Source organism: Occultella gossypii (assembly GCF_019947135.1).
In the GTDB taxonomy this organism is placed as follows: domain Bacteria; phylum Actinomycetota; class Actinomycetes; order Actinomycetales; family Beutenbergiaceae; genus Occultella; species Occultella gossypii.
The window spans coordinates 76,402-103,318 of sequence record NZ_JAGSHT010000021.1 but is presented as its reverse complement, the minus strand read 5'-3'; the positions used below and the strand labels follow the sequence as shown (position 1 = coordinate 103,318).

At 70.9% G+C, this 26,917-nt stretch carries 27 protein-coding genes and 1 pseudogene; 14 read left to right on the top strand and 14 right to left on the bottom strand.

All coding sequences use genetic code 11. From position 1 onward, the window contains the following. The first annotated feature begins 60 nt into the window (after window positions 1-60). The 5 genes from KCQ71_RS21505 to KCQ71_RS21485 are packed head-to-tail and all read left to right on the top strand — an operon-like array spanning window position 61 to window position 4,519. The gene (locus KCQ71_RS21505; RefSeq protein ID WP_223410000.1) at window positions 61-951 is read left to right on the top strand and encodes a DUF58 domain-containing protein; all 891 of its coding nucleotides are present in this window, start codon (window positions 61-63) and stop codon (window positions 949-951) included. Beyond that, window positions 938-1,447, top strand: a complete 510-nt coding sequence (locus KCQ71_RS21500; protein WP_223409999.1) for a DUF4381 family protein — start codon at window positions 938-940, stop codon at window positions 1,445-1,447. The genes KCQ71_RS21505 and KCQ71_RS21500 overlap by 14 nt, the downstream gene beginning before the upstream one ends. Then, window positions 1,441-2,481, top strand: coding sequence for a vWA domain-containing protein (locus KCQ71_RS21495; RefSeq protein WP_223409997.1), 1,041 nt, complete (start codon window positions 1,441-1,443; stop codon window positions 2,479-2,481). Before KCQ71_RS21500 ends, KCQ71_RS21495 begins: the two co-directional genes overlap by 7 nt. Further along, window positions 2,478-3,563, top strand: coding sequence for a vWA domain-containing protein (locus KCQ71_RS21490; RefSeq protein ID WP_223409994.1), 1,086 nt, complete (start codon window positions 2,478-2,480; stop codon window positions 3,561-3,563). Before KCQ71_RS21495 ends, KCQ71_RS21490 begins: the two co-directional genes overlap by 4 nt. Next, window positions 3,560-4,519: a hypothetical protein gene (locus tag KCQ71_RS21485; protein ID WP_223409991.1), complete on the top strand. Its 960-nt coding sequence runs from the start codon at window positions 3,560-3,562 to the stop codon at window positions 4,517-4,519. The genes KCQ71_RS21490 and KCQ71_RS21485 overlap by 4 nt, the downstream gene beginning before the upstream one ends. Before the next feature lie 24 nt (window positions 4,520-4,543). On the opposite strand, the gene KCQ71_RS21480 is transcribed toward KCQ71_RS21485, so the two are convergent. The 4 genes from KCQ71_RS21480 to KCQ71_RS21465 form a co-directional block, all read right to left on the bottom strand. Then, a complete protein-coding gene (locus tag KCQ71_RS21480) occupies window positions 4,544-6,019 on the bottom strand; it encodes a dihydrolipoamide acetyltransferase family protein (RefSeq protein WP_223409988.1) in 1,476 nt (491 codons plus the stop codon). A gap of 32 nt (window positions 6,020-6,051) precedes the next feature. Beyond that, window positions 6,052-7,068, bottom strand: coding sequence for an alpha-ketoacid dehydrogenase subunit beta (locus tag KCQ71_RS21475; protein WP_223409986.1), 1,017 nt, complete (start codon window positions 7,066-7,068; stop codon window positions 6,052-6,054). Continuing rightward, window positions 7,065-8,213 carry a pyruvate dehydrogenase (acetyl-transferring) E1 component subunit alpha gene (pdhA, locus tag KCQ71_RS21470; RefSeq protein ID WP_372454083.1) on the bottom strand — a complete coding sequence of 383 codons (1,149 nt, stop codon included), beginning with the start codon at window positions 8,211-8,213 and terminating at the stop codon, window positions 7,065-7,067. Before pdhA ends, KCQ71_RS21475 begins: the two co-directional genes overlap by 4 nt. A 353-nt stretch (window positions 8,214-8,566) precedes the next feature. Continuing rightward, entirely contained in the window at window positions 8,567-9,721 is a 1,155-nt protein-coding gene (locus tag KCQ71_RS21465) for a histidinol-phosphate transaminase (protein ID WP_223409980.1), read from the bottom strand. Window positions 9,722-9,831: 110 nt separating this feature from the next. Here KCQ71_RS21465 and KCQ71_RS21460 point away from each other — a divergent pair, with 110 nt between their 5' ends. After that, complete coding sequence (locus KCQ71_RS21460; RefSeq protein ID WP_223409977.1) at window positions 9,832-10,224, top strand: phage holin family protein; 393 nt, start codon at window positions 9,832-9,834, stop codon at window positions 10,222-10,224. Between the two features lie 4 nt (window positions 10,225-10,228). On the opposite strand, the gene KCQ71_RS21455 is transcribed toward KCQ71_RS21460, so the two are convergent. The 4 genes from KCQ71_RS21455 to KCQ71_RS21440 all read right to left on the bottom strand — a co-directional run bounded on the left by KCQ71_RS21455 (window position 10,229) and on the right by KCQ71_RS21440 (window position 13,102). Further along, window positions 10,229-11,794 carry a hypothetical protein gene (locus tag KCQ71_RS21455; protein ID WP_223409974.1) on the bottom strand — a complete coding sequence of 522 codons (1,566 nt, stop codon included), beginning with the start codon at window positions 11,792-11,794 and terminating at the stop codon, window positions 10,229-10,231. Next, window positions 11,791-12,090, bottom strand: coding sequence for a hypothetical protein (locus KCQ71_RS21450; RefSeq protein ID WP_223409972.1), 300 nt, complete (start codon window positions 12,088-12,090; stop codon window positions 11,791-11,793). Before KCQ71_RS21450 ends, KCQ71_RS21455 begins: the two co-directional genes overlap by 4 nt. Before the next feature lie 161 nt (window positions 12,091-12,251). After that, entirely contained in the window at window positions 12,252-12,689 is a 438-nt protein-coding gene (locus KCQ71_RS21445) for a hypothetical protein (protein ID WP_223409971.1), read from the bottom strand. Between the two features lie 194 nt (window positions 12,690-12,883). Next, entirely contained in the window at window positions 12,884-13,102 is a 219-nt protein-coding gene (locus KCQ71_RS21440; RefSeq protein ID WP_223409968.1) for a hypothetical protein, read from the bottom strand. Window positions 13,103-13,272: 170 nt separating this feature from the next. On the opposite strand from KCQ71_RS21440, the gene KCQ71_RS21435 reads away from it, so the two are divergent. From KCQ71_RS21435 to purB, 5 genes and pseudogenes are all read left to right on the top strand, one after another. Next, window positions 13,273-14,244, top strand: coding sequence for an outer membrane protein assembly factor BamB family protein (locus KCQ71_RS21435; protein ID WP_223409966.1), 972 nt, complete (start codon window positions 13,273-13,275; stop codon window positions 14,242-14,244). 212 nt (window positions 14,245-14,456) lie between these two features. Beyond that, window positions 14,457-15,056: pseudogene (locus tag KCQ71_RS27935) on the top strand (PDDEXK nuclease domain-containing protein); the annotation flags it as partial. Between the two features lie 124 nt (window positions 15,057-15,180). Beyond that, on the top strand, window positions 15,181-15,666 hold the full coding sequence (locus KCQ71_RS21425) for a low molecular weight protein-tyrosine-phosphatase (RefSeq protein ID WP_223409963.1): 486 nt from the start codon (window positions 15,181-15,183) through the stop codon (window positions 15,664-15,666). Continuing rightward, window positions 15,663-16,478 (top strand): fructosamine kinase family protein, encoded by an 816-nt coding sequence (locus KCQ71_RS21420; RefSeq protein ID WP_223410386.1) that lies wholly within the window; start codon window positions 15,663-15,665, stop codon window positions 16,476-16,478. Before KCQ71_RS21425 ends, KCQ71_RS21420 begins: the two co-directional genes overlap by 4 nt. Window positions 16,479-16,540: 62 nt before the next feature. After that, on the top strand, window positions 16,541-17,971 hold the full coding sequence (gene purB, locus KCQ71_RS21415; RefSeq protein ID WP_223409960.1) for an adenylosuccinate lyase: 1,431 nt from the start codon (window positions 16,541-16,543) through the stop codon (window positions 17,969-17,971). A 26-nt stretch (window positions 17,972-17,997) separates the two neighbouring features. Here the strand turns inward: purB and KCQ71_RS21410 are convergent, their stop codons facing one another. Then, window positions 17,998-18,534: a TetR/AcrR family transcriptional regulator gene (locus KCQ71_RS21410; RefSeq protein WP_223409957.1), complete on the bottom strand. Its 537-nt coding sequence runs from the start codon at window positions 18,532-18,534 to the stop codon at window positions 17,998-18,000. A gap of 79 nt (window positions 18,535-18,613) precedes the next feature. Between KCQ71_RS21410 and KCQ71_RS21405 the strand changes: the two genes are divergently transcribed. Continuing rightward, window positions 18,614-20,221: an MFS transporter gene (locus KCQ71_RS21405; protein ID WP_308116674.1), complete on the top strand. Its 1,608-nt coding sequence runs from the start codon at window positions 18,614-18,616 to the stop codon at window positions 20,219-20,221. Between the two features lie 184 nt (window positions 20,222-20,405). Here KCQ71_RS21405 and KCQ71_RS21400 read toward each other — a convergent pair whose 3' ends face one another. From KCQ71_RS21400 to KCQ71_RS21390, 3 genes are all read right to left on the bottom strand, one after another. Beyond that, window positions 20,406-22,115 carry an HNH endonuclease signature motif containing protein gene (locus tag KCQ71_RS21400; RefSeq protein ID WP_223409954.1) on the bottom strand — a complete coding sequence of 570 codons (1,710 nt, stop codon included), beginning with the start codon at window positions 22,113-22,115 and terminating at the stop codon, window positions 20,406-20,408. A gap of 318 nt (window positions 22,116-22,433) precedes the next feature. Then, complete coding sequence (locus KCQ71_RS21395) at window positions 22,434-23,357, bottom strand: Ppx/GppA phosphatase family protein (RefSeq protein ID WP_223409951.1); 924 nt, start codon at window positions 23,355-23,357, stop codon at window positions 22,434-22,436. Between the two features lie 42 nt (window positions 23,358-23,399). Then, window positions 23,400-24,602: a DUF2330 domain-containing protein gene (locus tag KCQ71_RS21390; RefSeq protein WP_223409948.1), complete on the bottom strand. Its 1,203-nt coding sequence runs from the start codon at window positions 24,600-24,602 to the stop codon at window positions 23,400-23,402. Between the two features lie 141 nt (window positions 24,603-24,743). Here KCQ71_RS21390 and KCQ71_RS21385 point away from each other — a divergent pair, with 141 nt between their 5' ends. Together KCQ71_RS21385 and KCQ71_RS21380 are read left to right on the top strand one after the other, a co-directional pair. Beyond that, on the top strand, window positions 24,744-25,043 hold the full coding sequence (locus KCQ71_RS21385) for a metal-sensitive transcriptional regulator (RefSeq protein WP_154796260.1): 300 nt from the start codon (window positions 24,744-24,746) through the stop codon (window positions 25,041-25,043). Between the two features lie 24 nt (window positions 25,044-25,067). Next, the gene (locus KCQ71_RS21380) at window positions 25,068-25,295 is read left to right on the top strand and encodes a heavy-metal-associated domain-containing protein (protein ID WP_223409945.1); all 228 of its coding nucleotides are present in this window, start codon (window positions 25,068-25,070) and stop codon (window positions 25,293-25,295) included. Window positions 25,296-25,392: 97 nt separating this feature from the next. Here KCQ71_RS21380 and KCQ71_RS21375 read toward each other — a convergent pair whose 3' ends face one another. Together KCQ71_RS21375 and KCQ71_RS21370 are read right to left on the bottom strand one after the other, a co-directional pair. Further along, window positions 25,393-25,845: an Hsp20/alpha crystallin family protein gene (locus tag KCQ71_RS21375; RefSeq protein WP_223409942.1), complete on the bottom strand. Its 453-nt coding sequence runs from the start codon at window positions 25,843-25,845 to the stop codon at window positions 25,393-25,395. A gap of 146 nt (window positions 25,846-25,991) precedes the next feature. Continuing rightward, window positions 25,992-26,876 carry a CHAD domain-containing protein gene (locus KCQ71_RS21370; protein WP_223409940.1) on the bottom strand — a complete coding sequence of 295 codons (885 nt, stop codon included), beginning with the start codon at window positions 26,874-26,876 and terminating at the stop codon, window positions 25,992-25,994. Between the last annotated feature and the right edge of the window lie 41 nt (window positions 26,877-26,917).

Genomic DNA, 26,917 nt, shown 5'->3' with positions numbered 1-26,917 from the left:
GCACCCCGCATCCCAGTACTGACGGCGAACCACCCTCCCGATCAGCAAGGAGTCACCCCTTTGGCACAGTCCCGATCGCGCCTGGCGAAGGTCCGAGCACGGCTCGACCTTCCCACGGTCCGGCGCGCCGCGGGCCTGCTGGAGGGACGGCACCGGTCCATCTACTCCGGCCACGGCCAGGACTTCGACGAGATGGCGCTGTACCAGTTCGGCGACGACGTCGGCGACATCGACTGGAAGTCCAGCGCCTCGTCCGGGCACCCGGTGATCCGCCGGTTCGTGCGCGACTCGAACGTGGCCATGGTGCTCGCCGTGGACACCGGCCGGAACATGGCCGCGACTGCCCCGGACGGCTCGAAGAAGTCCGACATCGCCCTGTTCGCCGCCGAGGTGATCTGCTACCTGGCGCGGGCCCGCGGGGACCTGGTGGCCCTGGTGGCCGGTGACGAGGACCGCGTCGTGCAGATCCCGGCCCGGGGCGGTACCGAACACATGGAGATGCTGCTGCGCCGGGCCGAGGCGATGCTTGATCTCCAGGCGCCGCCGAGCAACCTGAACCGGGTGTTCGACCGGGTCCTGACCTGGTTCACCCGACGCTCCCTGGTGGTCCTGATCACCGACGAGGCCCGGCCGCTGCCCGAGCACGAGCTCGGCCTGAAGCGGCTGCGGACCCGCCACGAGGTGATGGTGATCCAGATCGGCGACGCACTGCCCACGGCGTTCTCGGAGCGGGTCATCGACGACGTCGACAGCCACCTCGAGATCCCCGAGTACCTGCGCTCGCGCAAGGACCTCGCCGCCGAGGCGGCCGACGCGGCGCTGCGTCGCCGTCAGGACGTCGCGGCCATGCTGCGCCGGCAGGGCGTCGAGGCCGTCACCGCCAACAGTGAGGACGAACTGATCGACCGGATGTTCGACCTGTTGAGGAGGCAGCGCCGTGCTCGCCACTGAGACCGTCGCCACCGCCGCGGCCGTCATCGGAGCCGCCCCGATCAACGAACCCGTCGACCCGGCGTCGTTCTCGATGTGGGTGTGGATCGTCGGGGCCGCGCTGCTGGTCCTCATCGCCGCCTGGTACTGGTGGGTCTTCTACTTCACCCGGGAGCGGTCCGCGACGGATGCCGACGGCGGCCGTCGGGACCGGTACTCCGGCCTGCGCAAGGAGACGCTCGACGAGGTGGACGCCGCCGAGGCCCGTTACCGGGAGGGCGAGTCCGACCTGCGCACCCTGCACCTGGACCTGAACCACATCCTGCGGGAGTTCGCGAACGGCCGACTGCGGATGGACACGAGCTCGCTGACCGTCGGTGAGATCGCCACCCTGGAGGGCACCGACCGGCTCTCCATGCTGCTCGAGGACTACCAGGAGCCGGCGTTCGCGTCCGACTCCGACGCGGAGGCGCTGTCCGCGACCGAGGCCGCACGGGGGGTGGTCCGGGAATGGTGACCGAGACCTTCCTGCACCCGTGGGCGATCGCCGCCGTGATCGTGGTGGCCGTAGCGGCACTCGTGGCCGGCTGGTTCGCGCGGGCCGCGAAGCGGGAACGCACCGCCGTCACGTGGGTGGCGAACGCGTCCTACCTGACCTCGCTGCCCTCGTTCCGGTCCCGGATGAGCAAGTACCGGGTGCTGCTCAGCGGCCTCGCGGTCGTGCTGATCGGCGCCGTCGTGGCGACCGGGTTCCTGGCCGCCCGACCGGTGGAGAAGGTCACCCGCGCGGACGAGCTGGCGACCCGGGACATCGTCCTCTGCCTGGACGTGTCCGGCTCGATGATCGAGTACGACACCCAGGTGGTGGAGAAGTTCCTCGAGCTGCTGCCCAGCTTCAACGGCGAACGGATCGCGCTCTCGATCTGGAACTCCACGTCCCGCACAGTGTTCCCACTCACCGACGACTACGACCTCGTCGAGGAGGAGCTGCGGTACGCCGCGGACGCCCTGGACTTCGACCTGGACTCCCTGGACGACCTGTCCTTCGACCCGGCCGCCTACGACCGGCTGCTGGACTTCGTGCTCGGCACGACGGGCCTGGGTGACAGTTCCTCGTCCCTGGTCGGCGACGGGCTGGCCACCTGCGCCCTGTCCTTCGACCTGACCGACACCGAGAGATCCCGGTCCATCATCCTGGCCACGGACAACGAGGTGTTCGGCAACGAGATCTACACCCTGCCCGAGGCCGGTGAACTCGTGGCCGAGCGCGGCATCACCCTGCACGGCTTCTATGCCGGCGAGGTCACCCCGACGTCCGCGGCCCAGGAGAAGGAGTACCGCGACGTCGTGGAACTGCACGACGGGCTCTTCTACGCCAGCGACGACCCCGACGCCGTCGACGGCATCATCGACAACATCACCTCCCAGCAGGCGGCCGAACTGGACGCCAACCCCGAGGTGGTGGTCAGCGACCGGCCGGAGCAGTACTTCCCCTGGCTGATGGCACTCGTCGGGATATACATCCTCGCCGTCTGGAGGTTGCGGACATGACCCTGCGCATGCTGCTGCCGCTCTGGCTGCTCCTCATCATCTTCGTGCCCCTGATCGGGCTCGCCGTGTGGCGGGTCAAGGCGTCCCGCGGCGACCGCCGCCGGGACTGGCTGCGCCGGTCCGGGATCCTCGTGGCCGCCCTGGTCATCGGGCTCTGCCCCGCCGTGCCACGCACGGACAGCGAACTGCTGACCTCGAACGCGGAACTGTTCTTCGTCGTCGACCGCACCGGGTCGATGGCCGCCGAGGACTACGACGGCGGACGGGCTCGCCTGGAGGGTGTGCAGGCCGACATGGTGGCGCTCACCGAGGCCATGCCGGGCGCCCGGTACACGATCATCTCGTTCGACTCCCAGGCCACCCGGCAGCTGCCGATGACCACGGACGCCCGAGCCGTGCGGTCCTGGGCGGACACGGTCACCCAGGAGATCACCGCCTACTCAGCAGGATCCTCGATCGACCGTCCCCTGCAGGCCCTGACCGACTCGGTGAACGCCGCGCTCGAGCGTGGCCCTGAGAACGTGCGCCTGGTGTTCTTCCTCTCCGACGGAGAGAACACCGACGGTTCCGACTCCGCGGGCGGCAACGAGTTCGAGTCCTTCGAGGCGCTCGGCCCGCTCTTCGACGGCGGCGCCGTGATGGGCTACGGCACCACCGAGGGCGGCATGATGCGCTCCTACGACGGCACCTCCGACACCGGCTTCGGCACCGGCGCGCCGTACATCACCGGCCCCGACGGCCAGCCGGGCATCTCGCAGTACAACGAGGACAACCTGCGTACCCTGGCCGGACAGCTCGGCGTGGAGTTCACCCACCGGATCACCCCGGACGACGTGAGCTTCCTCGTCGAGGGCATCGACGTCCAGGACATCGCCGCCGACGGACGCCGCGACAACACCACCTATCGGGACGTCTACTGGCCGGCCGCCGTCATCCTTGCGCTGCTGCTCGCCTGGGAGGCATGGGACCTCACCCGCGAGGTACCCAAGGCCCGCCGCAAGAACGAGGTCGAGACCAGGGATCGCCGTCGGGAGAACTCCCGGCGTGAACCCGAACCGGCCGGGAAGGGGAGCCCACGATGAGCGTCGACATACTGCCGCCGCCCGGGGAGTTCCAGACCACGGAGGAGATCCGCGACAAGCGGTTCCTGGACAAACTCGCCAAGCGCCGCCGGGCCCTGCTGCTCTGGTCGCTGCCCGTGGTCGTGATCGCGTTCCTGGCCGCCCTCAAGCTGCTCAGCGCCGTCGCGATCAACACCGCCGGTCAGAGCGCCTACGACAACCAGAACCACAACACCGCCGCGGAGCGGTTCGCCGCGCTCGAGTTCTTCAACGTCATCGAGCCGTGGAAGCCCTACTTCAACCAGGGCACCGCCATCTACGCGGGCGGGGACTTCTTCGGCGCCACCCAGGAGTTCGAGGTGGCGCTGAACATGGTGCCCAAGGCCCCGGAGGGCGAGCCCCGCGGCGCGGACGAGTGCACGGTCCGGACCAACTACTCGCTCGCCGTCGAAGGGCTCGGCGACGAGGCCCGGATCGCCGGTGACTTCGCGCAGTCCACGGCCCGCTACACGGAGGCCCAGGACATCCTGGCCGACTGCGGCGAGTCCGGTGGGAACGGCGGCGAGCAGGCCCAGGAGGCCGAGGAACGCCAGCAGGAGAGCCAGGAGCAGTCGGAGGAGCAGCAGCAACAGCAGCAGGAGCAGCAGGGCGAGGAGCCGTCCGGCGAGCCGAGCGAGACCGGCACCGGGGAGCCGAGCGAGTCCGGCAGCGAGTCCGGCTCCGGCGAGCCCAGCGAGTCCGGCAGCGAATCGGGCTCCGGCGAGCCCAGCGAGTCCGGCAGCGAATCGGGCTCCGGGGAACCCAGCGAGTCCGGCAGCGAGTCCGGCTCCGGGGAACCCAGCGAGTCCGGTTCCGGCGGCGAGTCCGTCGACCCGCGCCAGGAGGAGCTGCAGAGCCGGAACGAGGAGGCGCAGGCCTCCCGCGACGCGGAGGAGCAGGCCTCCGGGGGCGGGGACGGCTCCGGCCAGAACTGGTAGGTCCCGGCCGGAACCGCCTCGGCGTCAGCCCCAGACGAGTCCCTGGGCCGGGTCCGCCAGCGTGCGCGCCGTGTCCGCGAGCACCCGGGAGCCGAGCTCACCGTCGATCAGCCGGTGATCCATCGACAGCGCCAGCTGGGTCACCCAACGGGGCTTGATCTTGCCGTGGTGCACCCACGGGCGCTGCGTGATGGCCCCGAACGCCAGGATCGCGGACTCCCCCGGATTCAGGATCGGCGTGCCGGTGTCGATCCCGAAGACCCCGACGTTCGTGATCGTGACGGTCCCGTCGGTCATCGCCGCGGGCGTGGTCTTCCCGGCCCGCGCGGTGGCGGTGAGATCGCCGAGGGCCACCGCGAGCTCGTGCAGGCTCATCCGGTGCGCGTCCTTGATGTTCGGCACCACGAGCCCCCGCGGGGTGGACGCCGCGATGCCGAGGTTGATGTAGTGCTTGTAGACGATCTCCTGGGTTGCGTCGTCCCACGCGGCGCTGATCGTCGGGTGCCGGCGGATCGCCAGGATGAGCGCCTTCGCCGCGATCAGCAGCGGCGTCACCCGGGTGTCGGAGAAGTCGCGGTCCTCCTTGAGACGGGCCACGAGCTTCATCGTCTTCGTCACGTCCACGGTCTGGAACACGGTGACGTGCGGCGCCGTGAACGCGGACGCGACCATCGCCTCCGCGGTCCGGGCCCGCACGCTGCGCACCGGCACCCGGGTCTGGCGCCCGTCCGCGGACACGACGCCACCGTCGAGCCAGGGCCGGTCGTCGCCGGGGTAGCTGACCAGGCGCTCGGGCTCGGACCGCTGCGCCGCCGCCTCCACGTCACCCCGGGTGATGATGCCGCCGGGACCGGTGCCCGGCACCCGGTTCAGCTCGATGCCGAGATCCTTCGCGAGCTTGCGCACCGGGGGCTTGGCCAAGATCGTGGACGACGGCGCAGCGGCCTGGCCGTCGACGGTTCCCGTGCTCGTGGGTGCGGTCGCGGGCGCAGGGGGCGACGGCGGCGCTGCTGCGGGTGCGGCGGGCGCCGGCTGGGTGGCGGGTGCGGGCGGTGCCGGCTGCGCGGCCGGCCCGCCGGCCGGTGCCGGCTCGGCGGCGCGGCGCGGGCGGCGGGACGCCGCGGCGTGCTTGGTGCCGTACCCGACCAGTACGTCACCGCTGGTCTCGTCGTCGGCGGACGCTGCGCCGTCGGCGGCGCCACCGGAACCACTCGCGACGGCGGGCGAACCGCCGTCGTCCTCCGGAGCGCCGTCGGGGTCGGTGTCGATCACCACGATCGGCGTGCCCACCTCGACGGTCGCACCGGCCTCGACCAGCACCTTGCTGATGACGCCGGCGTGCGGGCTCGGCAGTTCCACGAGCGATTTCGCCGTCTCGATCTCGACGAGCGCCTGGTTGACGGTCACCCGGTCGCCCACGGCGACCTTCCAGTCGACGATGTCGGCCTCGGTGAGGCCCTCTCCCACATCAGGGAGACGGAACTCGAGGTATTTCGGCATGACTGACTCCAAGTTCTGCGCGGTCGCGCGGCTCAGTGCGCCAGAACGGCGTCGACGGCGTGCAGGACCCGATCCAGGTTCGGCAGGTAGTCCTCCTCGATGTTGGCCACCGGGTAGGGCGCGTGGAACCCACCCACGCGCAGCACCGGAGCCTCGAGGGAGTAGAAGCACTGCTCGCTGATCCGGGCGGCGATCTCGGCACCGGCCCCGAAGAACACGGGCGCCTCGTGCGCCACGACCAGGCGACCGGTCCGGCGCACCGAGTGGGCGATGGTGTCGAAGTCGATCGGGGAGATCGAGCGCAGGTCGAGCACCTCCACGCTGTGGCCCTCCTGCTCGGCGACCCCGGCTGCGGCCAGCGCGGTCGCGACGGTGGGCCCGTAGGCGGCGATGGTCACGTCCGCGCCCGGGCGCACCACGCGAGCGGTGTGCAGACCGCCGATGCCGCCGAGGTCGAGCGCCTGGTCGCCGGCGGTCACGTCCACCTCGGCCTTGTCCCAGTACCGGGCCTTCGGCTCCAGGAAGAGCACCGGGTCCGGGGAGGCGATGGCCTGCTGGATCATCGTGAACGCGTCGGCCGGATTGGCCGGGCTGACCACCCGCAGGCCGGCGGTGTGCGCGAACAGGGCCTCGGGGGACTCGCTGTGGTGCTCCACCGCGCCGATCCCGCCGCCGAACGGGACCCGGATCACGACCGGCAGCTCGAGCGCCCCGCGGGAGCGGTAGTGGAGCTTGGCGAGCTGCGTGGTGATCTGGTCGTAGGCGGGGAAGATGAAGCCGTCGAACTGGATCTCGCAGACGGGCCGGTAGCCCGCGAGCGCGAGCCCGATCGCGGTGCCGATGATGCCGGACTCGGCGAGCGGGGTGTCCACCACCCGGGTGGTGCCGAAGTCCTTCTGGAGGCCGTCGGTCACCCGGAACACGCCACCGAGCTTGCCGATGTCCTCGCCCATCAGGAGGACCTTGTCGTCGCGCTCCATGGAGCGGCGCAGACCGAGGTTGATGGCCTTCGCCATCGGGATCCGCTGGATTCCGGTTGTCTCGCTCATCGCTGCGCTCCTTCCGTGGCGAAGCCCGCCTCGTAGTCGTTGAACCAGGAGCGCTCGGCCTCCACCAGGGAGTGCTCGGCGGCGTACACGTGCTCGAAGATGCGGCTCGGAGCGGCCTTCGGGATGGACCGGCAGTAGTCGCGGATCTGTGCGCCGAACTCCTCTGCCTCCTCGTCGAGGGCCGTGAAGAACTCGGGCGTGGTGCCCTCGGCGACCAGGTGCAGCTTGAGCCGGTCGATCGGGTCCCGGGTGCGCCAGTGGTCCTCCTCGGCCCGGCTGCGGTAGCGGGTGGGGTCGTCGGAGGTGGTGTGCGCACCCATCCGGTAGGTGACGGCCTCGATGAAGGTGGGGCCGCCGCCGCTTCGGGCCCGCTCGAGCGCCTCCTGGGTGACGGCGTAGCAAGCGAGCACGTCGTTGCCGTCCACCCGGACGCCCGGGATGCCGAAGCCGGAGCCGCGGCGGTACAGCGGGACGCGGCTCTGCCGCTCGGTCGGCTCGGAGATCGCCCACTGGTTGTTCTGGCAGAAGAACACCACGGGTGCGTCGTTGACGGCGGCGAACACCATCGCCTCGCTCACGTCCCCCTGGGAGGTGGCGCCGTCGCCGAAGTAGGCGACCACGGCACGGTCGCGGTCGGGGTCCCCGGTGCCGACGTCGCCGTCGCGCTGCACACCCATGGCGTAGCCGGTCGCGTGCAGTGCGTGCGAGCCGATCACGAGCGTGTACAGCGAGAAGTTGTGCTCGGCCGGGTCCCAGCCGCCGTGGTCCTCACCGCGGAACTGGTGCAGGACCTTGCGCAAGTCCAGGCCCCGGGTCCAGCCGACGCCGTGCTCGCGATAGGACGGGAACACGTGGTCCTGGGCGGCGAGTGCCCGCCCGGAGCCGATCTGGGCCGCCTCCTGGCCGAGGCACTGCGGCCAGAGCCCGAGTTCGCCGTGCCGCTGCAGTGCGGTGGCCTCGGTGTCGAACCGACGGACCAGGACCATGTCCCGGTAGAGGCCCTCGAGAGCCGCGCGGTCGAGGTGCTCGACCAGCGGTGAATAGGTCTGTTGGTGCACGCGCTCGCCGGTGACGGTGAGCAATTGGATGAGATCGTCATCCTGTGTGCCGACGTGGGGGGTCTCCCCGTGGGTGTCGGACTGAATCACACCGAACTCCATTCGTGTGGAATGTGGATCAACGGTTCGCAACGTGCAACCTACGCCAGCGTAGGCTACGGGACCGTAAGTTCCGAGTTCGGCCGATCCACCACGTCGCGGGGTCGATTTTGTAGAGAACCTCCAACTCTGCGTCGGTGAAGAGCTACCTGAGGTGCCCGGTCAGGGCATAGCACCAATGTCGCACTTCGGACCGCGCGCCGCCACCAACACGCGCGAAGTCTGTGCCCGGGCAGCGCCATCGGAACGGCTCGGCCCGCCGAACGACGATCGGCATCGGACCGGCGTCGGATCGGCGTCGGATCGGCCAAGCCTGCGTGGCGCCCGGGACGCTGCGGCGCTCAGGCGAAGCCACCCGGCTCCCCGGGCGACATCACCCTGCGCACCCACCGTGCCGCGACGCCGAGCGCGATGTCGTTGGCCTCGGGCTCCCCGATCGAGATCCGCACGCCCTCGCCCGGGAACGGGCGGACGGTCACGCCGGACTGCACGGTGTCCCGGGCGAACAAGGAACTGCGCTCGCCCAGCGGCAGCCAGTAGAAGTTCCCCTGTGGCTCGCCGACGTCCCACCCCTGGTCGCGAAGGGCCGCCACGACGCGGTCCCGTTCGGCGACGATCTCCGCCACCCGGGACTCCACGAGCGCCGTCTGGTTCAGGGCGGCCATGGCCGCGACCTGACCGAGCTCGCTGACGCCGAACGGGGTGGAGACCCGGCGCAGCACCCGCACCAAGCGCCGTCGGGCCAGGGCGTATCCGATGCGCAGCCCGGCCAGGCCGTAGGCGTTCGAGAAGGTGCGCAGGACCACCACGTTCTTGTGGATGGGCATCAGGGCACGGGAGTCGATCCGGTCGGCCGTGCGGTCGAACTGGACGTAGGACTCGTCCAGGATCACCATCACGTCGACCGGCACCACCTCGAGGAACGCCAACAGGTCGGTGTGGGTGATCGAGGCACCGGTCGGGTCCGCCGGGGCGGCCACGACGATCACCCGGGTGCGCTCGGTGACCGCGACGGCCATCGCGGCCAGGTCATGGCTGCCGTCGGCGCGCAGGGGCACCGGCACGCTGACGGCCCCGTTCGCCCGGGCCACGGCGGGATAGGCCTCGAAGCACCGCCACGGATGCACCACCTCATCGCCGGGCGAGCACATGGAGCGGATCAGCAGTTCGGCGAGCGCGACCGCACCATTGCCGATCAGCACCTGGTCCTCGACGACCCCGTGGTGCGTGGCGAGGGCGCGCAGCAGCCGGGCGCCGTAGACCTGCGGGTAGCGGTTCACGTCCTCGGCCGCGTCGTGGATGGCCGCGATCACCGCGGGCAGCGGCGGGAACGGCAGTTCGTTTGCGGAGAGTTTGAACACGGCGGCCGTGGCCCCGACCGCGCCGGGCACGTGCGCGGGCAGGTCCAGCAGTTCCTTGCGCAGCCGCACCGGCGGTGTCTCCGGGGGTGGTGGGGGTGCGTCGAAGGCCGGTGGTCCGGGGATGCGCGATGCCATCCGCCCAGCATGCCCGTGCGCACCGGTCGATGCACGCGTCCGTCACCAGCGGCTCGCCAGAGACCGCGGCCCCCTGCCATCTCCGGACCGCACATGGGAGGATCGGACGCATGAGTTTCGTCATCAAAGTGATCATCAACGGGATCGCCATCTGGCTGACGTCGCTGTGGCTGTCCGGTCTGGAACTGGCCACGGACGGCACCCCGCTCGGCACCCTGATCGTGGTGGCGGTGGTCGCGTTGGTCTTCACGCTCGTCAACGCGATCGTCAAACCGATCGTCCAGGTGCTCTCGATCCCGTTCTACATCCTGACCCTCGGGCTGTTCCACCTCGTCGTCAACGCCCTGATGCTGATGCTGACGAGCTGGCTCACCTCGTTCACGACCTATGGCCTGACGGTGGACGGGTTCTGGTCAGCGGTGCTCGCGGCCCTGGTGATCTCGATCATCGCGGTGATCCTCACCTTGATCCTGCCCGATGGAAGGAAGAAGCAGACCCGCTGACTCCTCACTCCCGCTCGAACTGGTAGTAGCGCGAGGACGCCGCGTCCCCGGCGCCGCCGAGGACATCCTGCGAGGCCGCGAACCAGGCGCGCACGGCCGGGTCGGTCGAGGCATCGATCATCTGTGCGGTGCGCACGTAGGCCGGGATGTCATGGGCCTGAGCGACCGACGTCACCCCTTGATCCATCGGGTCGGGCGAGACAGCCAGGTCCCGGATCACCGTGGTGCGGCCGGGTTCGACCGGGTTGGCGGTGTTCTCCAGCCCTGACGTGAGGTCGTCGACGTGCTCGATGTTGAGCACCGCCACGCCGTCGGGGGTCTGGATGTGGCCCACCGGCCCGCCGACGGTGATCACGGACCGGACCTCGAACCGCTCGGTGAACGCCGGGGCCTCCGCGAGCCGCATCGTCGTCATCGCCCCCTGGGAGTGCCCGACGAGCAACACCGGCTCGTCCGGTGGGATGCCCGCCTGCTCCATGGCCTGGATCACGCCGTCCTCCACTGCGGTGTCCATCCCGGCGAAGGCTTGGATGTTCGTGCCCCAGTCGAACGGGTTCTCGTTGTTGATCGCGTTCGCCGGCTGCCGCAGCACGGTCCCCGGATACGGCATCGGCACTGCCCAACCCGGGTCGGCCGGCGGCGGCCCGCCGGCCAGCTGCGGTAGGGCCAGTTCAGGGACCAGCTCGGTCTGGGTGCCGGGCACGATGACCTGCCAGGACACCGCGCCGTCCGGTCCGACCACCCGGTCGACCCGGATCCCACCCTCCGGGCCGCCGTAACGCGGATACAGCCCGTACAGGCTGCCGACCACTCCGGTTACCCCGTTCAGTGCCGGGCCCGCGGCCGTTGCCGGCGCCCCGGTCGGCACGATTCCGGGCGGATCGATCTGACGCACCCGCACCGCGTGCCCGATGCCCATCCCGACGGTCGCCAACGGGGCGAGCAACCCGGCCAGGGTTTGAATCGATGAGCCGGGACGGTCCTCGCCCATCGTGTACACGCCGAGCGAACTCGTAACGGTTCCCGCCCAGGACTCCAGGTAGGCGCCGAACTGCGCGTCGGTCGGAGTCCACTGCCCCCGAGCGAAAGCCCCGGCGAACGCAGCGCCCAGCATGGTCAACGGACGCATCATGCCGATCGGGTCCCATGGCAGGGCCAGCGCCGACGGTTGTGTCACGGTGAGGCCCCGGGTGAACCCCGACTGCGCCTGCGCCTCGGCCCGCTCATAGTCCGCGGCCGCCGTCCGCAGTGCCGCTGCGATCCCGTCCGCCTCCTCGCTGACCCCGCCGATGGAGAGCAGCGCCTCCCAGCACCGGGCGATCGCCGGCCCTGCCGAGCCGGCGTCGAGGGTGGCGGTCTCCTGCAGGATCGCGAGGGCGCGCTGGAGCAGGCCGCGGCCGCGGCCGACCTGCTCAGAACCGCCGTCGACGGCGGCCGCCAGGTCCCGCAGTTCGGCCGGGTCCGCGGCCAGCGGCGTGCCGTAGACGACGAGTTGTGCGGCAGCGGCGTTCCCCGCAGCGCTGGACGGTGCGCAGTCGGGCACCATTCCCCCACCGTTGCCGACGGTCATCGCGGGGTCATCGTCGGCCCGGCCAACGCGGCGCGGACGGCGGCGCTCTGGTTCTCGTGGACGCGGGCCGCCGCCGCGGCGGCGTCGAGCGTCTGGGCGAGACGATCGGCGGCGGAAGTGAGCGTGCCGATCCGGCGTCGGTAGGCGCTCGCGGCAGGCGAGTCCCAGTGCTCGGGCAGCACGGTGGCGTAGGCGGCTCTGCCGAGGCGGACCTGCTCGGCGGCTGACGCCAGGAGTGCTGACGCGGCGCCGCTGGACAGGCCCGGCGAGGTGATCATGGGCGAGGGTGCTCTCATGACACCGACGCTAGGCAGCGCTCCCTACCGCCTGCCGCGGGTGCGCCCGCGCCGGTGGACCCGCCTGCACTGCCTCCTCGCCTGTGGACCGCTATCCACGGTTGCGCCTGCAGCCCAAGTTCCGCGCGGCCGCTGGCGCTAACCAGGGCGGCGCCATTGGATCAGGAGTCTTCAGCCTTCCTGCTCGTGGCGGGGATCGCGACGACTGTGGTAATGACCTGGTCGCCGGCCGTGCAGATGATGGTGTCGCCGGGACGGTCGAAGAACTGGCTCTCCGATTCCGCGAGGCGCGTGCACCGCCACGGCTCGCGGTGCTGGGGCTGGTTCTGAACCAACGTCCGATAGAGGTGATCTGTTTCGTCGTCGGAGAGTGGATCGGTCCCGTTCCAGGACCAGGCCACGTAGGAGGGGTCGGCGACGCGGTGCATGGTCAGAGGGACCGCGTTGGGGACAGCGATGATGCCGGCGATCGCGAGCAGGATCGCGGTGAGTACCCAGCCCGCGGCTGGGTGTGCCCCTCCCCGCTCGACCGTCGCCCGTGGCTGGGCCGGCTCAGGCTCGGCGACGTCGAACTCGGTGGAGTCGCGAGGGGTGGCCATGGTAGCTGTGGGACTACGAGTCGGCGGAGCCGCTGTATGCGCCCTGACCAGGCCGACGCATGGAGGAACCCCGCACCCGCATCCGGTGTGTGATCAGTTCAGGCATGGCGACCACGCAAACACCCGGCGCCGGCAACTCGGCCCCATCGGTGAGACTCCAGTGAGTGGACCCGGTCGGCCCTCGCCTGCCTCACCTATTCGGGCTGCTTCTCGGAGGTGGAGTCACCGGTCAGGCCAGCGGGATGTCTCCCCTGCGGCCCGAAGTGCCGGCCATTCGAGGCATCGCGCGTGCGCTGGCGGTCTGCGTCAAGGATGCCGTGCTTGACCCCGAGCCGAATGACCCCGTATGCCAGCGCCGCTCCGATCAGCCATGGCACGATCACAGCCGGAAGCCAGACGAAGTCGAAACTCATCCCCGGACCATAATGCAGGGATGGCCGGAATGGGCGATCACGAGGAGTTCGAAGTCGGTGCGGGCGTAGGTGCGTTCGACGATCACATCCAGCCCGGGCCCGGCCACGAGCCCGGTGGAGCCCCTCGTCGTCCGGGCTGGCTCGGGTGGACCCTGGCCGCGGTCGCCCTGGTGCTGGGCGGCGTGCTGGCGGTGCCCCCGAATGCCACGCTGGGTCCGCCGCCCGTGTGGGGGCGGCTGACCGGGCTCGAAGAGCCAGTGGTCGAGGCCTGGTCGTCCAATGTCGACCTAGTGGCCGACGAGCAGGCCTTCGAGGTCCACCTCCTCGCCGACGTCGTGCTCGTGCCTGTCCGAGCTTTCGATCCAGACCTTCGGCCCGTCGCGTCCACGATCCTTGCCTTCGACGCCCACGACGGCGCCCTGCTGTGGACGCTCAGCGAGGAGACACTGACCTGCGCTCGCCCACAGACCTCCCTGGTATGCGTCACGGGGTCCGGCGCGGATGCCTCGATTCTGTCGATCGACCTCACCACCGGCGACGTCCGACGCACCGCCGCACCGCAGGCGCTGGCAGCCGCCGAGCACGATGGCGATCTCATCGTGCTTCGCGCTGACCCCGATGGCGAGCGTGTGATCCGCTACCGCGGCTGGACCACAGCGAACGAACAATGGCGTCGCGTCGTTGGCCCGATAGCCGGAGAGACCTCCTACTATCGCCGCTCCATCGAGCCCTCGGCAGGTCAGTTGGTCATCAGCAGCACACGCGGAGCCGTCCTCGACGCTGACACCGGTGAGGTGCTCCTGGAGAACACCACCGCGTACAAAGTCTCGGACGACGTCGTGGTCGTGGCGGAGCCCAACGGCGGCCAACTGCGCTTCTACCCGCTCCACGGCAACGACGTGATCACGCGGCCGCGAGACGCCTCGCCGATATGCGTGGACGACGACCCTCGCGCGGACCTCTACATCTCGCGACTGCCCGACCAGCCCACCGCAGTCTCGGCGTCGACGGGCGACACCCTCTGGACTGCCGCCATCGCTGATTCCCCCGCCCACACCGTCGCGCGTCAGCGGGGCACCATCATCGTGCGCACAGAAGCCAACCTCTACGGTCTGGACGCCACCACTGGAGATCAACTGTAGTCCAACCCCGTAACCAGCCAATGGTCCCTTTGCTACGCCGGTGATGGCGTCCTACTCACCACCACCAGCGACGACGGCACATCCAGCCTCGCGGGCCTTGAGATCGAGTCCGGCGAGACCCGCTGGACCGCCGACCTCCCAGGCACACCCATGGCAACCAGCGCCGAGGGCCGACGACTCGCGATCATCACCGACGATGGATCACTCACCATGTGGCAGGTCCCCTGACCGCCATTTCCACTTCACGCCGGGCAGTCACCAACCTCGGGTCGCATTGCACCGTCGCCCAGTCTCATGGCTCAGACGTCCGCGCGAATCTCCGCGAGTCAGCCCCCGCCTGTCGGACCGAGTCCAGAGACGCTGGAGGGGTGACTTGTCGTCGGATACCCCATCGCCGCGGAGATCGGAGCCACACGATCACCGAGTACCAGAACCTTCCCGACGACTACCCGCGATCGCTAGCCGATCTCAAGCGCACAGTCGCTGAGGCCCGCTGGCGTGCCCAGCGTCGTCAACACCGCGTTGCTCGCCCTCTGCTGGCGGATCGGCACGACCACTTCTTGAGCGGCAGGGCGCCGAGGGCTGGGGCACGCGCGTCATCGCCCGACTTTTCGGGCGACGACTTCCACATCGACCTGCTCTTCGTCAACTGGATCCAGAACCGGTTCGTCGTGCTCGAGCTCAAGGTCGGCGCCTCCGCCCACGAGCACGCCGGCCAACTCGGGTTCTACGTCAGCGGGGTCGACGCCAACGTTCGGAACCAGGATCAGCACGCCCCGACCATGGGCATCCTCCTGTGCGCCGGACGCAACGACGGCGTGGTGCGCTATGCCCTGGCCGGAAGCAACCAGCCCCTCGCCGTCGCGGACTGCACCTACAGCACCCTTCCCGGTGCCCTGGGTGCGGCCCGGCGGCGCCGCGTCCACAATGGCTGGCATGGCCGACCTCTTCACGATCGCTGTCGTGTGCACCGGGAACATCTGCCGCTCCCCGATCGGCGAGGTGGTGATCCGGGACGCCATCGCCGACGCCGGGCTCACCGACCGGGTCCGGGTGTTCTCCGCCGGCACCGGGGACTGGCACCTCGGCGAGGATGCGGACCACCGGGCGCTGGCGGTGCTGTCCGAGAAGGGGCACCGCCTCACCGACCACCGGGCGCGCAGGTTCGCTGCCGGGGACTTCACCGACGCGGACCTGATCCTGGCCCTGGACCAGAGCCACGTCGACACCCTGCTCCGGCTCGCTCCGGATCCGGGCGCGCAGGAGAAGGTCCGCCTGTTGCGCAGTTTCGACCCGGACCGCGAGGACGACGAGGTGGCCGACCCCTACTACGGCGACCGGCGCGACTTCGAGATCAGCTACGCCGAGATCCTCGCGGCGACCCCCGGCGTTGTGGCGCACGTGCGCGAACGGCTCCCGTGACCTGGCGCAAGACCCGGTTCCCACACCCTGACGCCGCACTCGCCGAGGCCGACGGCCTGCGCTGGCTCGCCCAAGTACCCGACGGCGCCCGGGTGGCCCGGGTGCACGACGTCGGCCCCGGCGTACTCGAGTTGGAGTCGATCCGGTCCGGCACCACCACGGCTGCCGCGGCCCGGGCGTTCGGCGCGGCGCTGGCCCGCACCCACGCCGCCCGCGCCGACTTCTTCGGCCAGGTACCGGGCAGCACCGGCGGCTTCATGGCGCAGGCGCCCATGCCGGGCCCGAGCGCCCCGAACCACGCGCCGCTCACGGCGCTCACCTGGGGCGAGTTCTACGCAACCGCACGCGTGCTGCCGTTCCTGCGCACCGCCGTCGGGCAGGGTTCGATCACGCCCGACGGCGCGGCTACCGTCGAGGCGGTCGCGGCCCGGCTCGTGGCCGGTGACCTCGAGCACGACCAGCCCGCCGGGGTCCGCGAGCGCACAGCACAAGGACGCCCCGCCGTCGCCCGCCTGCACGGAGACCTGTGGAACGGCAACGTGCTGTGGGACGCCGACGCCGGCGGCGAGGCGGTCCTTATCGACGCGACCGCGCACGGCGGGCACGCCGAGACCGACCTGGCGATGCTGGACCTGTTCGGCCAGCCGCACCTGCGCGAGATCCTCGAGGGCTACCAGGAGGTGTCCCCGCTCGCGGACGGTTGGCCCGACCGGATCGCGTTGCACCAGCTCAACCCGCTGCTCGTGCACACGGTGCTGTTCGGCAGCTCCTACGCCGACGCCGCGGTCGGGGCCGCCGCCGCGTACGTCTGACGGCTGACGCGACCGTGTGAGACAGCTTCGGGGGGAGCCGTGCGCTCTGGGATGATTGCCCCATGCCCTCACGCGTGGACCTTGCCGACCTGACCCCGCCGATCGCCCTGGGCCCTCTGGACGGGCGCTACCGGCCAGTCGTGGCGCCGCTCGTGGACCACCTCTCGGAGGCGGCCCTGAACCGGGCCCGGCTGCACGTGGAGGTCGAGTGGCTCATCCACCTGACCACCGGTGGCGTGCTGCCCGGCGCACCGACGCTGTCGACGGCGGAGGTCGCCTACCTGCGCGGCGTCGTCGACTCCTTCGGTTCCGCCGAGATCGCCGAGCTGGCCGAGATCGAGCGGGAGACGCTGCACGACGTCAAGGCCGTCGAGTACTTCCTCAAGCGGCGCCTCGCCGCCGCGCCGGACGCGCTCGGCGAGACGGTGCTGCCGGACGTGACCGAGATCGTGCACATCTTCTGCACGAGCGAGGACATCAACAACCTGTCCTACGCGCTCACGGTGCGCTCCGCCGTCGGGCAGGTCTGGCTGCCGGCCGCGCACACGGTGGCGGACGCCGTCGCGGACCTGGCCCGCGTGAACGCGGCGGTGCCGATGCTGGCCCGCACCCACGGCCAGCCCGCGACCCCAGTGACGCTCGGCAAGGAGCTCGCCGTGCTCGCGCACCGACTGCGCCGCCAGCTGCGGCGGATCGAATCGGCGGAGTTCCTCGGCAAGATCAACGGCGCCACCGGCACCTACGGCGCACACGCGATCTCGGTCCCCGGCGCGGACTGGGAGACCGTGGCCCGGGAGTTCGTGACCGGCCTCGGGCTCACCTGGAACCCACTCACCACGCAGATCGAGAGCCACGACTGGCAGGCCGAGCTGTATGCGGACGTGGCCCGGTTCAACCGGGTGCTGCACAACCTCGCCACCGACGTGTGGACCTACATCTCGCTCGGCTACTTCAAGCAGCGGCTGTCCGCGCAGGGGTCCACGGGCTCCTCGACGATGCCGCACAAGGTGAACCCGATCCGGTTCGAGAACGCCGAGGCGAACCTCGAGATCTCCTGCGCGCTGCTGGACACGCTCGGCTCGACCCTGGTGACCTCCCGGCTCCAGCGCGACCTCACCGACTCCACCACACAGCGCAACATCGGCGTCGCGTTCGGGCACTCGCTGCTCGCTCTGGACAACGTGCGCCGCGGGCTGGCCGGGCTCGACGTGGACGCCGAGGCGATGGCCCGGGACCTGGACGGCAACTGGGAGGTGCTCGGCGAGGCCGTGCAGTCCGCGATGCGCGCGGCCGCCGTCGCCGGCGCCGAGGGGATGGCCGACCCCTACGAGCGGCTCAAGGAGCTGACCCGCGGCCGCCGGGTGGACCGGGCCGCGATGCGCGAGTTCATCGGCGGGCTGGGACTGCCCGACGACGTCGCGCACCGGCTCCTGGACCTCACCCCGGGTTCGTACACCGGGCTCGCGCAGCGACTCGTGGACCACCTGGCCTGACCCTCGGGGCCATCGGCCCCGGCTCCTCAGGGCTCGCGCCGGTCCCCCGCCGGCTCCTGTTCGAGCGAGCCCAACAGCCGGTCCACCACGGCCGGGTCGTGCTCGCTGGCCGATCCGGCCACCAGGGCGTTCAGGTAGAGGCCGTCCCCCACCAGCTGCACCAGGCGCGCGGTGACCGGGTCCGCGATGAGCGCGCCGACCGGGGCGAACCACTGGTCACTGGCATTCGCCAGGGCCGCCGGCACGTCGACCTCGGGCGCCCCGACCAGTCGCAGCGCGGCGAGCATCGTGATGCTGTAGGCGTCATCGGCCACCGTGGACTGGCGCAAGTACTCGCCGACGGCGGCGCGCGCGTCGGTCCCGACCCGCACCTGCTCGGCGGCGTCGGTCAGTCGCGCGAGCAACCCCTCGTAGAGGGCTTCCTTGCTGCCGAAGTGGTACAGCAGGCCGCCCTTGGAGACGCCGGCCGTCGCGGCGACGTGCTCGATCGTCGCCAGGGCAGGGCCATCGGCGATGAGGACCTGCTCGAGCGCGTCGAGGATTCGATGCCTGGCTGTGGACATGATCACACTCTATCGCGGACTAAACCGTCCAGACGGTACAGTGATTGGCGACTGCCCGACCACCTGCCAGGAGTACCCCGTGTCCACCCCCCTCGCCGCGTCGAGCCACGCCGTTTCACCAAGCACCCGACGCCGCTGGCTCGCGCTCGTCGCGCTGATGCTGCCGGTGCTGCTGGTCAGCATCGACAACACGGTGCTCTCCTTCGCGGTGCCTGCCCTGAGCCGGGACCTGCAGCCGACCGCCACCCAGCTGCTCTGGATCGTGGACATCTACCCGCTGGTCCTCGCCGGTCTACTCGTCACGATGGGCACCCTGGGTGACCGGCTCGGCCGTCGCCGGCTGCTGCTGATCGGCGCGACCGGCTTCGGCGTGGTCAGCGTCTGGGCGGCGTTCAGCGCCGACGCCTCGCACCTGATCGCGGCCCGTGCCGCGATGGGGGTCTTCGGCGCGACGTTGATGCCGGCCACGCTCGCACTGCTGCGCAACGTGTTCACCGACGACGGCGAACGACGGTTCGCGATCGCGGTATGGGCCGCGGGGTTCTCCGGCGGGGCGGCATTAGGTCCGATCGTCGGTGGGTGGCTCCTCGAGCACTTCTGGTGGGGGTCCGTGTTCCTCCTGAACGTCCCAGTGCTGGTCGTGTTCCTGATCGCGGCACCGTTCCTGGTGCCGGAGTCACGGGGGGACCGCACCGGCCGGTTCGACGTGCTGAGCGTGACGCTCTCGATCCTGGCGACCGTGCCCGTGGTGTACGGGGTCAAGACCTTCGCGCATGACGGCTTCGTGGTCGGCGCGGTGGCGCCGCTCCTGGTCGCCGTGATCGCGGGGACCTGGTTCGTGCGCCGGCAACTGCGCCGGCCCGAACCGCTGCTGGACGTGCGCCTGTTCCAGCGGCCGGTATTCGCGGCATCAGTGGTCGCGAACCTGGTGGCCGCGCTGGCGATCGCCGGCCTGCTGTTCCTGCTCGCCCAGTACCTGCAGCTCGTGCTCGGGCTGAGCCCCATGGTCGCGGGGCTCTGGCTGCTGCCTGGGCTCGTCGCGACCGTGACCTGCGGGTTGATCGCGGCCGCGGTGGCCGAGCGTGCGCCGCTGCACGTGCTCGTGCCGCTCGGGATCGCCGTATCCGGCGGCGGCTACCTGCTCGGCACCACCCTCACCGGGGACTCCGGCATCGGGGTGCTCGTCGCGATCTTCGTGCTCGTGGGCGCCGGTGCGGGCTTCACAGAGACGCTCACGAACGACGCCATCCTCGCCGCCGTCCCGCCGGCCCGCGCCGGAGCCGCGTCGAGCATCTCCGAGACCGCCTACGAGCTGGGTTCCGCGTTCGGCGTGGCGATCCTCGGCAGCCTCGCCTCGGCGACCTACCGCGCCCAGGTGGAGATTCCGGCGGTGCTACCCGCAGCCGAACGGGCCGCGGCCGGCGAGACCCTCGGGGGCGCAGTCGAGGTGGCCGCGGGCGCGGCCGATCCGGCGGTCGGCGGCGCACTGCTCGAGTCAGCCAAGACGGCTTTCGCCGAGGGCATGGCGGCGACGGCGGTGGCGGGGGTCGTGGCCATGGCGCTCACCGCCGTCGGAGTCGGCCTGGCCCTGCGCCGTGCCGACGGCGACCACGGTGCCGGCGGACCGCGCAGCGCGGACGCTGCGGGTAGGCAACCGGAGCCCAGCGTGCCGTCGCGGACGCACTGAGCCGGATGCCGTCGCGAACGATGGTGCTTGCGGAACAGGGGAGCGTGGCAGCGACCGGCTGACGTGGTGCGCCCGCCCTGTGCCCTCATGCCAGATGAGTGCTCTCGGTTTCATGGCGGGCGGTTGACGCTCTCGAGTCGTGGGACAGCCCGGGTTGGCACGCCCCGGGGGGCGTGTGTGCTGGTTAGGGTCCGGGGCCGTGGATCTGGTCGCCGTCTTTGGTGAAGAATTGCCATTCTCCGCCGTTCCAGATCATGGTGATTTGGTGGGTGTCGACGTAGCGGTGGTGGTAGAAGCATAGGAGGGCGCCGTTGTGCAGGTCGGTGTCGCCGCCGTCGGCCCAGTGGACGACGGAGTGGTGGCCTTCGCACAGTGGGGGTGGGGCGGCGCAGCCGGGGTAGGTGCAGTGCCGGTCTCTGGCGATCATGGCTCGGCGTCGGGCGTTGGTGAAGCGGCGGTGGGCGCGTCCGACGTTGATGATTTCGGAGTCGGGGCCGAAGATGACGCGGTAGATCTCGCCGCCGCAGGCGATCCGGCGTAGTACTGAGGGTGGGACCGGGCCGGTGCCGTCGGCCCAGGTCGCTGGGGGTTGGGACAAGATCGCGGCCCAGTCCACGCCCTCGAGGGCCTTGAGGGTGGTCAGGCCACTCGTGCCGGGCCGTAGCGGTGGCAGGTCCCGGCCGAACACCGGGCGTGCGTCGCAGGGGTCGGCCGGGTCGGTGTCGGGGTCCAGGCGGGCCCAGTCGGGGATGTCCACCCCGACGGCCTCGGTGGGGTCGGCCCCGGTGGGGTCGGCCCCGGTGTCGGTGGTGTCCCAGCCGTGGTGGGCGCTGGTGGCGAGGATGTGTTCGAATTCGGGGGCGCTGATCAGCACGCCCATGTGTGGCCTTACGGATTGGCCGGTGCCGGCGAGGCCTTGGTTCAGGATGAGTTGTGCGGCGTCGGCGAGGGCTTGGGCGCGGCGTTGGCTGGCGGTTCGGGTATCACCGGCAGCCGGGACCGGGGTGAGGGCGGCGAGGGTTTCCTTGACCAGGTGGCCGTGCTCTTCGGTGAGGAACCCGGACAGGTGGAACCCGCCGGTCGTGGCGGCGAGGTCGAAGAACTCCCGCTCGCAGGCCTCCCGGTAGCCGCGCTCGTCGGACTCGGCGTCCGAGAGCGCGGCGAAGTACTTGCACACCACCCGCAGGTCCTCGAACGACCCCGCACTCGCGAGCTTGAGGATCACCGACTCCGCGGTCGCATCATCATCAAACGCACTCTCGCCCGCAGCCTTGGCGTCGGCCGCACCCGCCCCATCGTCGGCCGCGCTCGCTCCAGTCGTGTCGTCCGCCTCCGTGGCGTCGTTGCGCATGCCGCGGGCGGGTAGCCGTAGCGCGGCCCGGCGGGCCGGGCTCGAGGCCGCGACGGTCGCGATCAGGCCGGCCTGTTCGATGCCGAGGTCGCCGGTGCGTAGGGCTGCGCGGACCTCGGGCAGGTCGTTGGTGAGCCGGTCCGCCAGGCGGACCTCACGGGCGGCCCGGGCGAAGGACATCCTGTGCGTGCGGGCCACGTGCTGGGGGTAGGTGCGGACCTTCCCAGACAGATCCCACATGCCCTCGGCGCGCTCGGCCGCGAGCCAGTCCAACCGCCGACCCGTCAAGATCTCGATATCGCGGTGGGCCCGCACACTCGCCGCACCCAGGGCCCGCCCGGTGTGGTCGTGCTGCTCCTCGAACGGGTCCGCGGCCGCAATCGCGGCGGTGACACAGTCGAGGACGAAGAGCCGGTCATCCAACGACCCGTTCAACAACGCGCCCAGGCCCACCTCGCGCCGCGGGTCCGTGGCGAGGTCGACTGGACCGGTGCCCTGCTCGGGTGCGCCGTCGCCGGGCGTGTGACCCGTGGTCCAGTCCATGTTCCTCACCCCCAACCCTCGAACGTGTGTGCTAGTGAGAACCACGCTACGGGAGTTGACCGACGAGACAAGGAGGATGTCAACCCATTGTGGACAACGAGACACCAGACCCTCGAACAATCCCCACGACCGACCGAACCACCCCCGGATGCCACACCATCCACAGACCCGACCACCCCACCCGGCAGACGTCACAGGCGTGGCGTAGCCCCCATCCGCCCTCGCTCTCGTGCCGGAGCGGTCGGCAGCGATACCTCGGGAGAGACCCGGGATCAGTCCTTCGTCGTCGTCGTGCCGGCCTTCCCGAGTCCGGCGGGCTCAGACCTGGTCGAGCCGTCGCAGCAGCGCCCCCTCGCGCAGCGCCCACGGGCAGATCTCGACGATCTCGACCCGCAGGCCGCGCAGGACCTCCTCGGCCACCACGGCACCGGCGACGATCTGATAGGTCCGCTCGGGCGTGATGCCGGGCAGTTCCATGCGCTGTTCGGCGGGGATGCGGGCCAGGCGTGGCACCCAGTCCGAGAGCAGCGAGGTGCTCATCTGCCAGCGCTGGTCCGGACCGACGCCCGCCACGCTCATCCCGGCGAGCCGAGCCAGCGACCGGAACGTCTTGGACGTGGCCACCACGTGGTCCGGCCTCGGCTCGGCCCGGACCCTGGCCACGAGCGGCTTGAGCTCGGCACGGACCACGGAACGCAGGTGCTTCAGTTCCTCCGGCAGCGGCGGGTCGTGGCGCAGGTGGGTCCGGGTCAGCCGGCCGGCGCCGAGCGGCAGCGACACGGCGAGGTCCGGCACCTCGTCCACGCCGAGCGCGACCTCGAGCGAACCACCCCCGATATCCAGGACGAGCAGCCTCCCGGCGGCCCAGCCGAGCCAACGGCGGGCCGCGAGGAACGTCAGAGCCGCCTCCTGCTCACCGGCGAGCACCTGGAGGTCACCATCGAGGCGCTCACGGATCCGGGCGAGCACCGCGTCGCCGTTCGTCGCCTCGCGGACGGCGGACGTCACCATGGTGAGGACCTCGTCGACCCGCTGTTCGCGCGCGAGCCGGACGGCGCCGTCGACGGCCTTGAGCAGGGCGGCGATCCCCGCGTCACTGATCGCACCATCGTCGGTGAGGTACTGCATCAGCCGCAGCGTGACCCGCTCGTCCAGGTCCGGGTTGGGGTGGGCGCCGCGGACCACGTCGACCACCACGAGGTGAACCGTGTTCGAACCGATGTCAAGGACGCCCAGTCGCACCGCGCGAGTCTACTCGGCGGCCTGCCGCGCCTCCGGCGAGGATCAGAGGTGGCTGGGGTGCCGCTCCTGGCCGCTACCACCGACTCCGGCCGGTGGCGCCGGCCGCGGCTCGGGCCCGCTCTCCGCCGACGGGCGAGGCCCTGGCGGGCCGGCCGCCCGGCGGCGTGCCCGGCGGCTCACGGCCCGCCCGCCGAGGAGCAGGGCGAGTGCGGCAGCGACCAGGCCCAGGAACGTGAGCACCGGGCCTGCCGGCATGCCGAGGATCTCTCGCATTCGGGTCTCGTGGACCACCTCGCGGTAGTCCCCGGTCTGGGTGGACGCGGAGAACGTGAAGTCGGAGACGATCTCGGTGGACGGTTCGTGGAACCACTGGTCCATCACGGTCAGGTACGGCGTGGCCCGGGCGATCTCGGCGAGGGTGGGGTTCTCGACCGCCGCCGGGTCGACGGCACCGGCGAACCGGAGGTCGATCGACGCGGTGTCCTCGCTCGCGTCGGTGCGCGCCATTCGCCGGTCCGCGAACACGTAGGTGCGGACGAACTGATCGGTGGCGGCCGCCGCGGACAGCCGCATCGGATAGATGAGGGACTCGGAGGCGAAGGTCAGGTCCACCGGCTGCAGCTCGCCGGAGAGGTCGGCGGCATCAGTGGTCAGCCGCATCGCGACGTAGTACCAGCCCTCGGTGATGTACGGCCGCAGCGCCGTGGCGAGACCGTCCTGCATGACGTAGTCGTGCGCTTCGAGCCACTGGGCCAGGCCGTCCGCGTCGTCCGCGGAGAGCACACTGGCCTCGAGCGGCCCGAGGTCGACCGTCTCCAGGACGTCCACGCCCAGGTCGGGTGCGGACGCCTCAGGTGCCCCGCCGGCACCGTCGCCGAACGAGGCCTCGGGCCACCAGGTGTAGGTGACCTCGACCTCGGGGGCGATCACGTCGAGGAGTTCGTCGAACAACTCGGAGTCGCCGAGCCCGACCTGCGCCGGCGCCGGGGTGGGGATCAGCAGCGCGGCGTCGGGCGCATCGGTGAGGACGTCCATCTCGAGCAGGATCCGCTCGGTCTCACCGTCCCAGGCGATCGCGGCGACCTCGCGGTTGACCGCGACCTCGTACCCGTCGGCCGCCACGTAGCCGCCGCAGGCGCACGCCTGCGCGGGTGCGGGGACCACGACGGCACCGAGCGCGGCCACGCCGGCGACTGCTGCGAGCACGATGCCGCGGCGGAGCCGGGAGAGGCGGTCTGTGGTCATGGCCCTCACGGTATGGGCCGAGTGCACCCGAGAGGCGGGTCGATATCGGATCGATATCCGCAGGGCCCTGATCGTGACCGTTCTGTTGTCCAGTGCCCACACTCTGAGCACATCGATACCCACTGGGGGTATACTCGGGATATGGAAGAGCACGGACACGACCACGGATACGTCGCGGACAAGGAGGCGTACCTCAAGCGCCTGCGCCGCATCGAGGGCCAGGTTCGCGGCATCGCGAAGATGGTCGAGAACGACACCTACTGCATCGACATCCTCACCCAGGTCTCCGCCGTCACCAAGGCGTTGCAGGCGGTGAGCCTCGGACTGCTGGACGATCACCTCGCCAGCTGCGTGGTGGACGCGGCCCGCTCCTCCTCCGAGGAGGGCGAGGAGAAGGTCCGCGAGGCCTCCGCCGCGATAGCCCGGCTCGTCCGCTCCTGACCCCAGAACCCGGAAGGAACCCCCATGGACCGCACCACCACGATCGACGTCACGGGCATGACCTGTGCGAACTGCGTGGCCCACGTCACCGAGGAGATCGAGGGAGTCGACGGCGTGCTGAACGTCTCCGTCGAGCTCCGCGCGGGCGAGCCGTCACCGGTGACCGTCGTCTCGAACGCGCCGCTCGACGAGGCCGCCATCCGCGAGGCCGTCGATGAGGCGGGCTACGCGGTGGTGGCGATCCACGCCTGACGCGCTCCCGGATCCCGCGCCGACCCCGGACGTGAACGAGCCCCGACCGCTTGCGGCCGGGGCTCGTTGTTCGTGGCGATCCGCCAGGGTCCTCAGGTCAGGCGGCAGCGTCCTCCTGGACGTCCGCCTGGCCCTCGGTGACCGGCTCAATGACCGGCCCCGTGGTGCGCACCTCGATCTTGCGGGGCTTGGACTGCTCCGCCACCGGGATGGTCACGGTCAGCACGCCGTGGGCGTAGTCGGCCTGGATCGCGGCCGCATCGAGCCCGTCGCCGAGGCTGAGCTGCCGGCGGTAGGTGCCGGTCGCGCGCTCCTTGGCGATCCACCGCTCACCGTCGCCGAGGCTCGAGGCACGCTCGGCCTGGACGGTCAGGGTGTTGCCGTCCACATCCAGGTCGATGCTCTCCGGCGAAACGCCGGGCAGATCGATCTCGACGATGAACGCGTCACCGCTGCGGTGCAGGTCCATCGGCATCCAGCGGGGCACGCGGGTGGAGGTGCGGTACGCGAGCCGGTCCGCCTCGCGGAAGGGGTCGAAGGTGAGAGCCATGTCTATCTCCTCGTCTGACCGGGTCCGGCCCTACGCCGGTCCCTCATGCCAGGCACAACCCCCGACGGCGGAGGATCGTTCCCGAGGTTGAGTCACCTTCGCTCAAGGCGAACGCTGGGCTGGTCAAGCCGGCCGTTGGCGCCCCGTCAGTCGAGGAGTTGGCGGGCCCGGTGGGTCAGCCGGTCGCGCCGGTGCGGCCAGTCCTGCTCGATCCGTCGGCGCCGTTCCTGCGCCCGGCCGATGAGCTCCCCGAGTGCGAACATCGTGGCCGGCGGCAGGCCGGTGGCTTCCGCGACGTAGCTCCGGACCATCCGGTCCAGGACGACGGCGTCCTGGTGCGCCCCGAGGAGCTCCTGCGTCCGCTCGGCCTGGGTGGCGAGCCGCTTCGCGGGCCGTCCGATCGGGTCGGTGGCGATCTCGGCGAGGTAGCGCAGCCGCTTGACGGACTTGCGGACCTCGTGGAGGGAACCTGACCCTGCCTCGGCGGTGGCCACACGGTCACGGGTCCGGCGCCAGGCCTTGCGCAGGCGTCGGCGCAGCGCGCGACGGGCCCGGACGTCACCGTGGCGGACCGGGACCCGGTCCGCACGCAGGTCAGCCATCAGTGCGGCATGCTCCGGTGCCGCCAGGCGATCCTCGAGCCGCCGGAGCGCGTCGGCGCGATCGGACCGGAGCAGGCCGAGGAACGGTTCCACGTCCATCGCGAACGCAGCGGACGCCGTCGTCTCCCAGTCGAGGCCGACCAGCTGCACGTCGAGATCGCGGACCGCGGCGAGTGCGTCGGAGAGCTCCGACAGCCGCCCGCGCAGCGGGCCGGAGAAGTCCGGGTCCAGGTACGGCCCGAACGCGGCGAGCAGGACCCGCAGCTTCCGCACGGCCACGCGCAGCCGGTGGACCGCATGCGCGGAGTCCACCGCAGGCTCCACCGACAACGCTCGGACCGCCGGCTCGCGCCGCACCACACGCGCCATGGCCCTCAGGGTGGCGCGCTCGACGATCGGCCCGATGGTTGCGGGTCTGCTGCGACCCATCGCCCCATTCTCGCACCGGTGCCCCGGCGGCCGCCGTCGGG